Source organism: Pseudomonas sp. EB271-G4-1 (assembly GCF_058791355.1).
Window position 1 is genome coordinate 14,119 of record NZ_JBYTEO010000026.1, and the last position, 14,365, is coordinate 28,483.

The window sequence follows — 14,365 nt, forward strand, 5'->3', positions numbered from 1 at the left end:
GTCTGAACCATGAGTTTGCTCAACATCGGGATGTCGGGGCTCAATGCCAGCCAGGTTTCATTGGCGACCGTCGGCAACAACATTGCCAATGCCAACACGGCCGGCTATTCACGTCAGCAGACCTCTCAGGTGAGTAACGCGTCGAACCTGTATGGCGGCGTGTTCATCGGCAACGGGACAACCCTGGCCGATGTGCGTCGGGTCTATAACGCCTACCTCGATAACCAGTTGCAAACCTCTACATCGCTGAGCAGTGACGCCAACGCCTACCTCGAGCAGGTGAACCCGCTCGACAAGCTCTTCTCCGACAAGACCACGGGGATCAGTGCGGTGTTGAGCAGCTTCTTCTCGTCGGTCCAGACCTCCGCCGGTACGCCGAGTGACACGGCCGCCCGGCAACTGCTGCTGACCAATGCGCAAACCCTGAGTAATCGCTTCAACGCCCTGGCGTCGCAGATGACGCAACAGAACGAAGGGATCAACAGTCAGTTGACGACCTTGACCGGTCAGGTCAACCAGTTGACGGCGTCGATCGCTTCGTTGAACCAACAGATTTCCCAGGCCAACAGTTCTTCCGGCAGTGGCCCGAGCAACTTGCTCGATGCCCGGAACGAAGCGGTGCGCTCGCTCAACGAATTGGTGGGTGTCACGGTCCAGGAGCAGAACGGCAGTTACAACGTTTCCCTGGGGAACGGCCAGCCCCTGGTGTTGGGCAACACATCCAACACCCTATCGACCGCCCGCTCCGGCATCGACAAAAGCCAGCTGAATATTCAGCTCAACTCGCCATCTAAAACCAGTGACGTCACCTCTGTTATCAGCGGCGGCAAAATTGGCGGCCTGCTGCGTTATCGCGAAGACGTACTGGTGCCGGCGCAGAACGACCTGGGCCGCACCGCCCTGGTGATGGCGGACAAGATCAATAGCCAATTGGGCCAAGGGCTCGACGCCAATGGCGAGTTTGGCGCTTTGATGTTTTCCAACATCAACAGCGCTACCGCCATCAGCCAGCGCAGCCTGGGATCGTCGAACAACAGTGCCGGCTCGGGCAATCTGGATGTCACGATCACCCACTCCAGTGCGCTGACCACTTTCGATTATTCGGTCACCTTTACCGCGGCCGACAAGTACACGGTCAAGCGTTCCGACGGCAAGGACATGGGTTCTTTCGACTTGTCTCCGGCGGCGGAAATCGATGGCTTCAAGCTGGATCTGAACGGCGGCGCGCTCAGCGCCGGTGATTCGTTCAAGGTAACACCAACTCGCAACGCTGCGAGTTCCATCAAGACTCAGATGACCGACTCGAACAAACTCGCGTTTGCCGGCCCGCTGGTTGCCAACGGCAGCACGAGCAATGGCGGCACCGGCGCATTGACCCCGCCGGTGTTGTCCACGCCGTTGGATATCTATGGCGGTGCCGATCTGGCCGTGCTGCAGGCAGGGATCAAGGACTCGATGCCGGTGACCCTGGCGTTCAAGGATGCGGCCGGCGGCAGCCAGGCCTATGAAGTGTTCAACTCGAAAGGGCAGAGCATCGGCACGGGCACCATCGTCCCCGGCCAAAGCAATGACCTGACCATCAATGTGCCGATGCTCGATGCCTCAGGCGCTCCGATCCCCGGCCAGTCGTTTTCGTTCAACACCACGGTCAGTGGCTCGCCTTCGAAGAATGACAAGTACGAAATCGCGTTCAACGCGGACGGCAAGAAAGACAACCGCAATGCCAACGAGTTGTTGGCTCTGCAAACCAAGGCAACGGTAGGCGTGACGGGCGGCAACGCCGGGATGAGCATGACCACCGCCTACAGCCGTCTGGTCGAACAGGTGGGCGCCAAGGCCAGCCAGGCCCTGGGTGACAGCACCGCCAGTGGCGCGATTCTGTCGCGGGCCAAATCCGAAGTCGCGTCGGTGTCCCAGGTCAACCTGGACGACGAAGCCGCTGACCTGGTCAAGTTCCAGCAGTATTACACCGCGTCGTCGCAGATCATCAAGGTCGCACAAGAAACGTTCAGCACGCTGATCAACAGTATTTAAGGGAGTCTTCGACGATGCGAATTTCTACAGCCCAGTACTTTGAGACGAGTGCGGCCAAGTACCAGAACAACTTCTCCTCGATTGTGAAGACTCAGGAGCAGATCACTTCGGGCGTGCGTATTCAGAGTGCCGGTGATGATCCCGTGGGTGCTGCGCAGTTGCTGATGTTGCAACAGCAGAAAGACTTGCTGGGGCAGTACAGCACCAACATGGGCAGTATCAAGAGTTCACTGACCAACCAGGAAAGCGTGTTGGACAGCGTCAACACTGCATTGCAGCGTGCTCGTGAGTTGGCGCTTCAGGCGGGTAATGGTGGTATCAATGATGCTGATCGAAAATCCATCGCCAGCGAGATAGGCGAGATTGAACAGCAAGTACTGGGTTTGCTCAACAGCAAGGACTCGTCGGGCAACTACATGTTTGCTGGCTCGAAAACTTCGATACCGCCCTATGTGCGCAACAACGACGGCACCTACTCCTATCAGGGTGACGACACGCAGTTGAGCCTGCAGGTGTCGGACACCTTGTCCGTTGCCACCAACGATACCGGCAAAAGCGTTCTTGAAACCGCGATGAACTCGGGGCGCACCCAGGCGGTCCTCGATCCATCGAAGCCCAATGACGGTACCGTTTCCGTGTCTGCTGGCCTGGTGCAGTCGAATGCAGCCTACACCCAGAAGTTTTCCGCGGGAGAGCCCTACGAGCTGAAATTTGTAGACAGCACTCATTACACCATCGCGGACAAGGACGGTAACGATATTACGAGCGAGGTGTCTGGAAATGGCACGTTCGACTCGAGCAAAGAGGGTGGCGCGACCATCAGCCTGCGAGGAGTAGAGTTCGACATCTCGTTGCGCCTCAAGGCGCCAGTGGATCCCGCGACCACGCTGCCAATGACCCCTGATCAAGAGGTCAAGGATCACATCTTTTCGCTGGGCACCAAGCCTGACAGCTTCAATGCATCACGGACCCCGAGCAACGGCTCGACGGCCCAGATCACCGGGTCCGGAGTTACTAACCAGGCAGACTACGTCAACGGCTTTCCAAATAGCGGCGTGGTTATCAAATTCACCGATGCCAGCAATTATCAGGTCTATGCCCAGCCAATGGGCGCAGACAGCAAGGCGATCGGTGGGGGCGCAATGGCCGGTGGCTCGATCACGTTCGCGGGCGTGAAGCTTGATTTTACCGGCGCCCCGCAAGCGGACGATCAGTTCGTGGTGGGGGCCAGCAGCCACCAAACGCAAAGTGCCCTGGACACGTTGAGCCAGTTACGCCAGGCGTTGGAAACGCCCGCCGATGGCAATGTTCTGGCACAGATCAAACTGAAGGACTCGGTGAATGCGGCGATCAGTAACCTTTCCAATGCCAGTGAGCAGGTCGATATCGTTCGCGGCACGATAGGTGCGCGTTTGAACGCCATTGATATCCAGAGCGCCGAAAACGTCAGCATGGGCCTGGCCAACACCAGTACCCAGTCGGCTATTGGTGATACTGATGTCTCAACGGCGTCTATCGACCTGGCGTTTCAGCAATCGCTGTTGCAGGCCTCGCAACTGGCCTTTGTGAAAATTGCCCAGCTGAGCTTGTTCAACAAGCTTTGATTCCTTCTCGATTGCCGGCATCAATGATGCCGGCAATGTCTCGTGGGTGCGTCCTCGCGCCTGTTTTGCTCAACTATCGCTGGTTTTTTCTTCTCCCGTTGGGCGGTTAAGCGCTTGTTTGTGGCTGGATGTTTTGCGCAAGGCACGCATAATGCGTGACCTGTGAGTCAGATAGGGCATCTTCACTGTATTGTGTCAAAAAGGATGGGCAGGGGTTTGACCCTTGTCGGGCGTGTTTTCAGGGTTTCTGGAGCGTCTGTGCCGTATTTTTTTCGCTCGGTGAAATCCAGTATTGTCGTACCTCTCGGTCATGCGAGCGGTGATCTCCAGCTATTTAGTATTGGGAAGCCACAATGATTGGCATAAAAAGCATTGCCAGCTACGTGCCAGCGAGTGGGCTGGATAACTATGCTCAGGGCGCGAAGTTCGAGAAGGATGAAGAGTTCATCCTCGGGAAAATCGGTTCGGCGTTCCTGCCGCGCAAGGACGCTACCCAGGAAACCTCCGACCTGTGTGTCGAAGCGGCCAATGCGTTGTTCGCCAACAACCCCCAGCTCGACCGTCAAGCCATCGACGTGCTGATTGTCGTCACCCAGAATGGTGATGAGGAGGGCCTGCCGCACACTTCGGCGATCGTCCAGGACAAGCTCGGCCTGTCGACCAACGTTGCTGCTTTCGACATCTCCCTGGGTTGCTCCGGTTACGTCTACGGTATCTACGCAATCAAGGGCTTCATGGAAGCTGCCGGGCTGAAGAACGGCCTGTTGATCACTGCAGACCCGTATTCGAAGATCGTCGACCCGGAAGACCGCAACACCACCATGCTGTTCGGCGATGCCGCCACCGCCACCTGGATGGGCGAAGACGCCATCTGGCAGTTGGGCAAGGCCAAGTTCGGTACCGACGGCTCCGGTGCTCCGCACCTGAAGGTGACTGATGGCGTGTTCTTCATGAACGGACGGCAGGTGTTCAACTTCGCCCTGCTCAAGGTGCCGGCGCACTTGCACGAACTGCTCAATCAGTCCGGCCTCACGTCCCAGGACATCGATGCCTTCTGCATCCACCAGGGCAGTGCGGCCATCGTCGATGCCGTGGCGCGCCGCTTTGAAAGCGAGCCGGAGAAGTTCATCAAGGACATGGTCGAGACTGGCAACACCGTGTCTTCGAGCATCCCGCTGTTGCTGGAAAAGCACATGTTCGATTCCAGCTGGAAGCGCGTGGCGATCAGTGGTTTTGGTGTGGGGCTGTCCTGGGGCTCGGCGCTGATCCATCGCACCTGAGGCGTCAGTTAAATAACGCCAAAAAAAACGCCCATGACCGCGAGGTCATGGGCGTTTTTGCATTCTGGGTCGGCATTTAACGCCTTGAAATGCAAGGGGTGGCACGGTGCTAGTAAAAAAAATCAAAAAAGCCCTCAAGCAACCTGCTTTCACGACGATAACTATTACGAAGGTTCTCTAGGCCACACCCGGCGGTTGCCAGGGCCGGAAGCCGCAGCACCCAACCCACGAGGAATTCGTCATGTCGTTAACCGTTAATACCAACATCACCTCTCTATCGGTTCAGAAAAACCTGAACAAGGCTTCCGACGCTCTGGGCACCACGATGGGACGCCTGTCTTCCGGCCTGAAAATCAACAGCGCTAAAGACGACGCCGCCGGCCTGCAGATCTCCAACCGTCTGACCACTCAGATCAAAGGCCTGGGTGTTGCGGTCAAGAACGCCAACGACGGTATCTCCATCGCGCAAACCGCTGAAGGCGCCATGGCGACCTCAGGTAACATCATGCAGCGTATGCGTGAACTGGCCCTGCAATCGGCCAACGGCTCGAACAGCGATGACGACCGTACTTCCATGCAGCAGGAATTCACCGCGCTGTCGGGCGAACTGACCCGTATTGCCAACACCACCACCTTCGGTGGTCGTAACCTGCTGGACGGCTCGTTCTCCGGCAGCACCTTCCAGGTGGGCGCGAACTCCAACGAAAGCATTTCGTTTGGCATGAAAGATGTTAGCTCGACTGCCATGAAGGGCAGCTATAACGAAGCCAGCGTGGCTGGTGGGGTTGCCACTCTGCAGGCTGGCGTAACTGGTGCTGCTGGCAAGTTCGGTACCAACAACGCAGGCAGCACTTCAGCAACTACAGTGGGTACAGCAGCGGCAGGCGTATTCGATGCGCCAACCATCGGTGCCGGCGCAGGTAACCTGGTACTCAACGTAGGTACCACCACCACCACAATCGCCGCAGCTGCCGGTGACAAGCTGTCCGATGTTGTCACCAACATCAACCTGCAAACTGCCAACACTGGTGTTACCGCCAGCATCGACAGCACCACTGGTGCGCTGAAGCTGGATGGTACTCAGGCCTTCACGATTGACGCCACTACCGACGACGTCTTGAGCGCCAAACTGGGTCTTGCAGAGGCTGGCGGTGCTCAGCTGTCCAAAACCGGTACCGCGAACCTGCGCGATGGCACACTGGCTACCGCTGGTAACCTGATCCTGGGTTCGACAAGCATTGCCCTTACAACTACTGACACCCTGTCTTCCGTCATCACCAAGGTTAACGCCCAATCCGGTACCACTGGCGTTAGCGCATCGGTTGACAGCGCTACCGGTCAGCTGAAACTGAACTCTGCTGCTGGTTTCCAGATTAGCGGTACTCCCGGTACGCTCACCGGTCTGGGTCTGGCGGCAGGTCCTGTAGCAATCGCACCTCAGACCACTGGCCTAGCTGCAGCTGCCGAGATCGATATCAACGGCACTACTTTCAACTTCGCTGCAGGCGATGACCTGGACGCTGTTGTCGACAACATCAACAACAATGGTGCGGGCGCTGTTGGCTCGGGTACTGCTCTGACCGGCGTTACAGCCAAGAACGACAACGGTCGTCTGGTACTGACTTCGGCCAACAGCAAAGACATCAAGTTGGACAATGGGGCTGGCTTGACCGGCCCTGGCGCACTGTCTGCACTGGGTCTGAATGCCGGTACCACCAAGGCTGGCCTGCAGGCTGACACTTCGGTGACCCTGAACGGTGTTGAGGTCAAGTTCAAGAAAGGCGACGACATGGACAGCATCGCTGCCAGCATCAACGCCGCCAGCACCGGCGTGACTGCCAGCAAAGTGACCACTAACGGCACCAGCAGCCTGTCCTTGTTCGCTGACCAGGACATCACCATTGCCGATGGCAGCAGCGGTAGCGGCCTGACTGCATTGGGTCTGAGCGCTGGCACCACTTCCGCTGTGGAGATGGAAAGCACCGTTGCCAACCTGAATATTCTGGATGGCGCCAGCGCTCAACAAGCCATCCAGGTACTGGACGGTGCCATGCAGGAACTGGACTCCCAGCGTTCGCAACTGGGTGCCGTGCAAAACCGTTTCGACAGCACCGTAGCCAACCTGCAATCGATCTCGGAAAACTCCACCGCGGCCCGTAGCCGTGTGCAGGACGCTGACTTCGCGGCTGAAACCGCTGAGCTGAGCAAGCAACAAACCCTGCAGCAGGCATCCACCGCGATCCTGTCCCAGGCCAACCAACTGTCGTCCTCGGTACTGAAGCTGTTGGGTTAATTCCGGCGCCAGGTGAATGACGGAAGGGCACGGCAACGTGCTCTTCCGTTTTTTTGATTGTGAGGTCATCACCATGGACATGAGTGTAAAGCTGAGCCTGTCTTACCCTGCGGTGGCTGCACAAGGAAACCCTGCTGGCAAGACCCAGGAGGCTGCGCCTGCCCTGAGCGTCGAGAAGGACAAGGAACCTCAGCGGCCCGAGCTGGAAAATGCGGTAAAAAACATCCAGGACTTTGTACAGTCCACGCGGCGTCAACTGAATTTTTCGATCGATGATTCGACTGGTCTGGTCGTGGTCAAGGTCATTGCCACCGACAGTGGCGAACTGATACGGCAGCTTCCATCGGAAGCCGCATTGAAGCTGGCGCAGAGTTTGAGTGATGCGAGCAGCCTGCTGTTTGATGGCAAGGCTTGAAACTGGCACGGGTTTTGTTGCAGTTGGCGCTTGACGTCTGGTTCGTCAAAAAAGCGGCAACGCCTAGAAAAGGAGAAAAGCGATGGCGAGTTCAACGATAAGTGGTATTGGCTCGGGGGTCGATACGCAGTCGATTGTCAAAGCTTTGGTTGCTGCGGAAAAGGCCCCGAAGCAAACGCAGATCACTGCGCAGCAGGCGACCACGACCACCCAGATTTCCGCCGTCGGCAGCATCAAGAACGCGCTGGATACCTACCGTTCCGCCATTGCCAAGTTGAACACGGCATCAGCCTTCACCGGGTTGTCGGGTACATCCTCCGATGACAAGGTCGTCAAGACTACTGTCAACTCCACGGCCTCTGCCGGTAAATATGCGCTGGAAGTAACGCAACTGGCAACGTCCTCCAAGGTGTCATCAGATGTCTTCGTGGGTGGTGCGTCAGCGACCGTCAACAGCAGTTCTACATCACAAACGCTGAAGATTTCTCAGTCGGGCACTGATTACAACGTCACCATTGTTGCCGGGGCGACCATGCAGCAGGCGCGAGACGCCATCAATACCCAGCTCAACTCCAAGGGCTTGAGCGCCAACATCATCACCGATGCCAATGGCGCGCGGATGGTGATCAGTTCTTCGACCACTGGTGCCGGTACCGACATTACCTTGGGTGGAGATTCCGCACTGGCGGTGAATGCCAAGGCGGGTCCTGCTGCGCAAAACGCTAAATACACCATCGATGACATTGCACTGGAGTCGACCAGTAATACCGTTACATCGGCGATCAGTGGCGTCAATTTCGAATTGCTTACCGCGGGTAAGTCGACGATCACGGTGGGCGCCAATACCGATACCCTGAAGACCTCGGTGCAGTCGTTTGTCACTGCGTATAACGCCCTGATGACGGCCATCACCAGCCAAACCAAGGTGAGCGCGGTAGGTGATACTACCAAAGGGGCTGCGCTGACAGGGGATGCCTCCATGCGTTCACTGATCACGTCGGTACGTAACGAGCTGGTGAAAAGTACCGGCTCCGGCAGTATGACCATGCTCTCGCAAATGGGCATCAATACTGTACAAACCACCGGCCTGCTCGAACTGGACAGCGCCAAGTGGGACAAGGCGGTTGCGAAAAACGCGGGAGATATCGCCAAGGTCTTCACGGGCGATGATGGCTTGATCAAGCGTATGACCAAGGCCACTGATGCCTATGCGGGGACGGCAGGTATCCTGGCTTCGCGAACCACCAGTCTGAACGACAAATTGACCGACTTGACCGAGCAGCAGGAAGCGCTCGATCGGCGTATCGAATCGCTCACCACCTCGCTTTCTGCCAAATACAATGCCATGGACACCCTGGTTGCCAAGCTCAACGCCACCGGTTCCAGCGTCATGACTACCCTCAACGCCATGAACAACCGCAAGGATGATTAACGTTCGGGGTGGTCGTGATTAGGCGCTGGAAGTCTAAAGTTTTCTGTGACGGCGTCGACATAACAGCTAAGCGTCGATTCCAATTACTGTTTAAGCGTTGAACGAGGTAGAACCATGAACCCGATGAAAGCCCTTCGCCAGTATCAGAAGGTCAACTCCCATGCGCAGATTTCCGAGGCGAGCCCCCATCGCCTGGTGCAAATGCTGATGGAAGGCGGTCTCGATCGTATGGCCCAGGCCAAGGGTGCTCTGGAACGTGGCGATATTGCGCATAAGGGCCTGATGATCGGCAAGGCCGTCGATATCATCGGTGGGTTGCGCGAAGGTATCGATGCCGAAAGGGCCAAGGAAGATGAATCCCTGCAACAACTCGATAGCCTCTACGGCTACATGATTCAGCGGTTGACCAACGCCAATCTGAAGAATGACCCCCAGATAATCGACGAAGTGATGGGGTTGTTGGTAACCGTCAAAAGTGGTTGGGATGCGATTGCCGATCAACAAGCTGGCTAGTTTGAGGAAGGCCCCATGAGCCAAGCACTGCAACGGATCGAACAAACCCGCGAAGCGCTGATCGATGCGCTGGCCGCGCGTAACTGGGATGCGATCGGCGAGCTGGATTCGGCTTGCCGCGAATGCGTGGACGAGGTGCTCAGTGAAGCGCCCGTCGACGAAGAAGCGCTGCGCACCCACCTTGAGAGCTTGCTCGCGGTGTACAAAGATTTATTGACGGTGACGATGGGCGAGCGTCAGGCGATAGTCGATGAGATGTCGCAGATCAACCAAGCGAAGAGTGCCGCAAAGGTTTACCATCTGTTTGGTTAATTATTTTCTGCTTAATCCGTGCTTATTGCGCCATAAATTTGACTGTGAACGGTTTTTTGACTTTACTAGTGGCTGTTTCCAGATTTCGGGCGTCTACAGGCATTAACGGTCTGCAAGCGTCTAGCTTGCCCACTCATTTCGGGCACCGGGTCGACTAGGGAAGTTACGATTGCATGTGGCGTGAAACCAAAATTCTGCTAATCGATGACGATAGCGTTCGCCGCCGCGACTTGGCGGTGATTTTAAATTTTCTCGGCGAAGAAAATTTACCCTGCGGTAGCCACGACTGGCAGCAGGCTGTCGTCTCTTTATCTTCTAGTCGTGAAGTGATCTGTGTCCTTATCGGGACGGTCAATGCTCCGGGTTCGCTTCAGGGCTTGTTAAAGACACTGTCGACATGGGATGAGTTCCTTCCGATTTTGCTGATGGGCGATAATTCTTCCATCGACCTGCCGGATGACCAGCGTCGCCGCGTGCTGTCGACCCTCGAAATGCCACCTAGCTACAGCAAGTTGCTCGATTCGCTGCACCGTGCCCAGGTCTATCGCGAGATGTACGACCAGGCCCGCGAGCGCGGTCGGCATCGCGAACCCAATCTGTTCCGCAGCCTCGTCGGCACCAGCCGGGCGATCCAGCACGTGCGCCAGATGATGCAGCAAGTGGCCGACACCGATGCCAGTGTGCTGATCCTCGGTGAGTCCGGGACCGGCAAGGAAGTGGTCGCGCGCAACCTGCATTACCACTCCAAGCGCCGCGAGGCACCGTTCGTGCCGGTCAATTGCGGGGCGATTCCGGCCGAGCTGCTGGAAAGTGAATTGTTCGGTCATGAGAAGGGCGCGTTCACCGGGGCGATCACCAGCCGTGCCGGGCGTTTCGAGCTGGCCAATGGCGGCACGCTGTTCCTTGACGAAATTGGCGACATGCCACTGCCGATGCAGGTCAAGCTGCTGCGCGTGTTGCAGGAGCGTACGTTCGAGCGCGTGGGCAGCAACAAGACCCAGAGCGTCGATGTGCGCATCATTGCGGCGACCCACAAGAATCTCGAAAGCATGATCGAGATCGGCACCTTCCGCGAAGACCTGTACTACCGCCTGAACGTGTTCCCGATCGAGATGGCGCCGCTGCGCGAGCGCGTAGAAGACATTCCGTTGCTGATGAACGAATTGATCTCGCGCATGGAGCACGAGAAGCGCGGTTCGATCCGCTTCAACTCCGCGGCCATCATGTCGCTGTGCCGTCACGGCTGGCCGGGCAACGTCCGCGAACTGGCTAACCTGGTGGAGCGCATGGCGATCATGCATCCGTACGGGGTGATCGGCGTGGTCGAGTTGCCGAAGAAATTCCGTTACGTCGACGATGAAGACGAGCAACTGGTCGACACTCTGCGCAACGATCTCGAAGAGCGGGTGGCAATCAACGGCCATACGCCGGACTTCACCACCCATGCGATGCTGCCACCTGAAGGCCTGGACCTGAAGGATTATCTCGGTGGCCTGGAGCAAGGCCTGATCCAGCAAGCGCTTGATGATGCCAATGGCATTGTTGCGCGCGCCGCTGAACGCCTGCGTATCCGTCGGACCACGCTGGTGGAAAAAATGCGCAAGTACGGCATGAGTCGTCGTGACGGTGATGAACAGGCGGATGATTGACGCCTGTTTTTCAAGTCGTTCATTTTCAAGCAGTTTTTTTTAGGCACGGGTATTGCTATAGCCCTCGCAACGTTCCGTTTCACTGACGGTCAGCCAAGCGAGAGAGCACCCCATGCCCCCATCCGCCCAGATGTCTCCTGCTCCCGATACCTTGGGGGATGCCCTGGGGCAATCGTCGTCGGTAGAGCAGGCGAGCCGGCTTGGCCTTGAGCAGGCGTTTGCCCTGTTCAACCAGATGTCGAGCCAATTGACCAACTCCTACAGCATGCTCGAAGCCCGGGTGACCGAGCTCAAGGGGGAGTTGGCGGTGGTCAGCGCCCAGCGCATGCAGGAGCTGGCGGAGAAAGAGCGCCTGGCCAATCGCCTGCAACATCTGCTCGACCTTTTGCCTGGTGGCATCATCGTCATCGACGCCCAGGGCATCGTGCGCGAAGCCAATCCGGCGGCGTATGAACTGCTCGGCCTGCCCCTCGAAGGTGAACTGTGGCGACAGGTCATTGCCCGTTGCTTTGCGCCCCGTGAAGACGACGGTCATGAAGTCTCCCTCAAGGATGGTCGGCGCCTGTCGATTGCCACGCGTTCACTGGATGCCGAACCTGGGCAACTGGTGCTGCTCAACGACCTGACCGAGACCCGTCATCTGCAAGATCAACTGGCGCGCCACGAACGCCTGTCTTCCCTGGGGCGCATGGTGGCGTCACTGGCGCATCAGATTCGCACGCCGTTGTCCGCGGCCTTGCTCTACGCCAGTCACTTGACCGAGCAGACGCTGCCGGTGGCCACCCAGCAACGCTTTGCCGGGCGGCTCAAGGAGCGCTTGCATGAGCTGGAACATCAGGTGCGCGACATGCTGGTGTTCGCACGCGGCGAGCTGCCATTGACCGACCGCGTGACGCCGGCGCAGCTGATGCAGGCGCTGCAGGCGGCGGCACTGGCGCATGTGCAGGACTTGCCGATTCGCTGGCAATGCGACGCCCATGCCGGCGAACTGCTGTGCAATCGCGACACCCTGGTGGGCGCGGTCCTCAATCTGATCGAAAACGCCATTCAGGCCAGTGCCTCTGATGTGCGCTTGAAGGTGCACCTCTACACCCGTGGCAATTACCTGCGCTTGTGCGTCAGCGATAGCGGCAGCGGTATCGACGAAGCGGTGCTGGCGCGTCTGGGGGAGCCGTTTTTTACCACCAAGGCCACCGGCACCGGTCTCGGCCTGACCGTGGTCAAGGCGGTCGCGAGGGCGCACCAGGGCGAGTTGCGCTTGCGCTCGCGGATCGGTCGCGGCACCTGTGCGCAGGTACTGCTACCGCTTTTTGACAGCGCCCAGGGAGTGGAGTGAAGCTCATGGCTATCAAGGTTCTACTGGTCGAGGACGACCGCGCGTTGCGCGAGGCGCTGGCAGACACGCTGTTGCTCGCCGGCCACGATTACAAGGCCGTGGCGTCGGCGCAGGAAGCCCTGGAAGCTGCGGCGGCCGAAGCGTTTAATCTGGTGGTCAGCGACGTCAACATGCCGGGCATGGATGGTCATCAGTTGCTCGCTTTGCTGCGGGCGCGACAGCCGCAACTGCCGGTGCTGCTGATGACGGCGCACGGTGCCGTCGAGCGCGCGGTGGATGCGATGCGCCAAGGGGCGGCGGATTACCTGGTCAAGCCGTTCGAGCCCAAGGCGCTGCTCGACCTGGTCGCACGGCACGCCCAGGGTAGGGTCGGCGCCACCGATGGCGAAGGGCCCGTGGCGTTCGAGCCGGCCAGTGCACAGTTGCTGGAGTTGGCCGCGCGGGTGGCGCGCAGTGATTCCACGGTGCTGATCTCCGGTGAGTCCGGCACCGGCAAGGAAGTGCTGGCGCGCTACATTCACCAGCACTCTCATCGGGCCAGTCAGCCGTTCATTGCGATCAACTGCGCGGCGATTCCGGACAACATGCTGGAGGCCACGCTCTTCGGGCACGAAAAGGGCTCGTTCACCGGCGCCATCGCGGCGCAGGCCGGCAAGTTCGAACAGGCCGATGGCGGGACGATCCTGCTCGATGAAATTTCCGAAATGCCCTTGGGGTTGCAGGCCAAGTTGCTGCGGGTGCTGCAGGAGCGCGAGGTTGAGCGAGTAGGTGCGCGCAAGCCGATAGCCCTGGATATCCGCGTGGTCGCGACCACCAACCGGGACTTGGCGGGTGAGGTGGCGGCGGGGCGTTTTCGTGAAGACCTGTACTATCGCCTGTCGGTGTTCCCGCTGGCCTGGCGGCCGTTGCGCGAGCGCACCGCCGATATCCTGCCGCTGGCCGAGCGACTGTTGGCCAGGCACGTCAATAAAATGAAGCATGCCGCGGCCAGGCTGTCGCCCGCGGCCCAGGCGTGCCTGATCGCTTATCCGTGGCCGGGCAACGTGCGTGAACTGGACAATGCGCTGCAGCGTGCGTTGATCCTGCAGCAGGGCGGGGTGATCGAGCCGCAGGATTTCTGCCTGAACGGACCGATCGCCTGCGCACCGTTGCCGGCATTGGCGCCCGCGCCGACGACAGTGCGGGCGGTCGAGGCCGAATCTGGCGGCGGGTTGGGCGACGACCTGCGGCGCCGTGAGTTCCAGATGATCATCGACACCTTGCGCACCGAGCGCGGCCGCCGCAAAGAGGCCGCCGAGCGCCTGGGCATCAGCCCGCGCACCTTGCGCTACAAGCTGGCGCAGATGCGCGATGCCGGAATGGACGTGGAAGCGTATTTGTTTGCCACCTGACCCACCGTGACGCCCGGTTCTCCCGTAGGAGCCAGGCTTGCCGGCGAACCAGGCGCTGCGGTGTATCTGTAATACCGCGTTCGTTCTTCGCCTGTAGGAGCGAGGC

General features: G+C 58.7%; 11 protein-coding genes. All 11 read left to right on the forward strand.

Going from position 1 to position 14,365, the window contains the following annotated elements:
* Nucleotides 1–9 precede the first annotated feature (9 nt).
* The 11 genes from flgK (at nt 10) to AC3WWR_RS14825 (ending at nt 14,259) form a co-directional block, all read left to right on the forward strand.
* A complete protein-coding gene (gene flgK, locus AC3WWR_RS14775; protein ID WP_492598825.1) occupies nt 10–2,034 on the forward strand; it encodes a flagellar hook-associated protein FlgK in 2,025 nt (674 codons plus the stop codon).
* Between the two features lie 14 nt (nt 2,035–2,048).
* Nucleotides 2,049–3,638 carry a flagellar hook-associated protein 3 gene (locus tag AC3WWR_RS14780; RefSeq protein WP_248677047.1) on the forward strand — a complete coding sequence of 530 codons (1,590 nt, stop codon included), beginning with the start codon at nt 2,049–2,051 and terminating at the stop codon, nt 3,636–3,638.
* A 353-nt stretch (nt 3,639–3,991) separates the two neighbouring features.
* On the forward strand, nt 3,992–4,918 hold the full coding sequence (locus AC3WWR_RS14785; protein ID WP_083348429.1) for a ketoacyl-ACP synthase III: 927 nt from the start codon (nt 3,992–3,994) through the stop codon (nt 4,916–4,918).
* Between the two features lie 241 nt (nt 4,919–5,159).
* Nucleotides 5,160–7,211: a flagellin N-terminal helical domain-containing protein gene (locus AC3WWR_RS14790; RefSeq protein ID WP_492598826.1), complete on the forward strand. Its 2,052-nt coding sequence runs from the start codon at nt 5,160–5,162 to the stop codon at nt 7,209–7,211.
* Between the two features lie 73 nt (nt 7,212–7,284).
* Complete coding sequence (locus tag AC3WWR_RS14795) at nt 7,285–7,626, forward strand: flagellar protein FlaG (RefSeq protein WP_492598839.1); 342 nt, start codon at nt 7,285–7,287, stop codon at nt 7,624–7,626.
* Between the two features lie 82 nt (nt 7,627–7,708).
* Nucleotides 7,709–9,058 (forward strand): flagellar filament capping protein FliD, encoded by a 1,350-nt coding sequence (gene fliD, locus AC3WWR_RS14800; protein ID WP_492598827.1) that lies wholly within the window; start codon nt 7,709–7,711, stop codon nt 9,056–9,058.
* Between the two features lie 114 nt (nt 9,059–9,172).
* On the forward strand, nt 9,173–9,571 hold the full coding sequence (gene fliS, locus AC3WWR_RS14805) for a flagellar export chaperone FliS (protein WP_188265317.1): 399 nt from the start codon (nt 9,173–9,175) through the stop codon (nt 9,569–9,571).
* 15 nt (nt 9,572–9,586) lie between these two features.
* Entirely contained in the window at nt 9,587–9,883 is a 297-nt protein-coding gene (gene fliT / locus AC3WWR_RS14810) for a flagellar protein FliT (protein ID WP_020796948.1), read from the forward strand.
* Between the two features lie 173 nt (nt 9,884–10,056).
* Nucleotides 10,057–11,532 (forward strand): sigma-54 dependent transcriptional regulator, encoded by a 1,476-nt coding sequence (locus AC3WWR_RS14815; protein WP_020796949.1) that lies wholly within the window; start codon nt 10,057–10,059, stop codon nt 11,530–11,532.
* Nucleotides 11,533–11,662: 130 nt separating this feature from the next.
* Nucleotides 11,663–12,868, forward strand: coding sequence for a sensor histidine kinase (locus AC3WWR_RS14820; protein ID WP_492598840.1), 1,206 nt, complete (start codon nt 11,663–11,665; stop codon nt 12,866–12,868).
* 5 nt (nt 12,869–12,873) lie between these two features.
* Nucleotides 12,874–14,259: a sigma-54-dependent transcriptional regulator gene (locus AC3WWR_RS14825; protein WP_033044918.1), complete on the forward strand. Its 1,386-nt coding sequence runs from the start codon at nt 12,874–12,876 to the stop codon at nt 14,257–14,259.
* Nucleotides 14,260–14,365 lie beyond the last annotated feature (106 nt).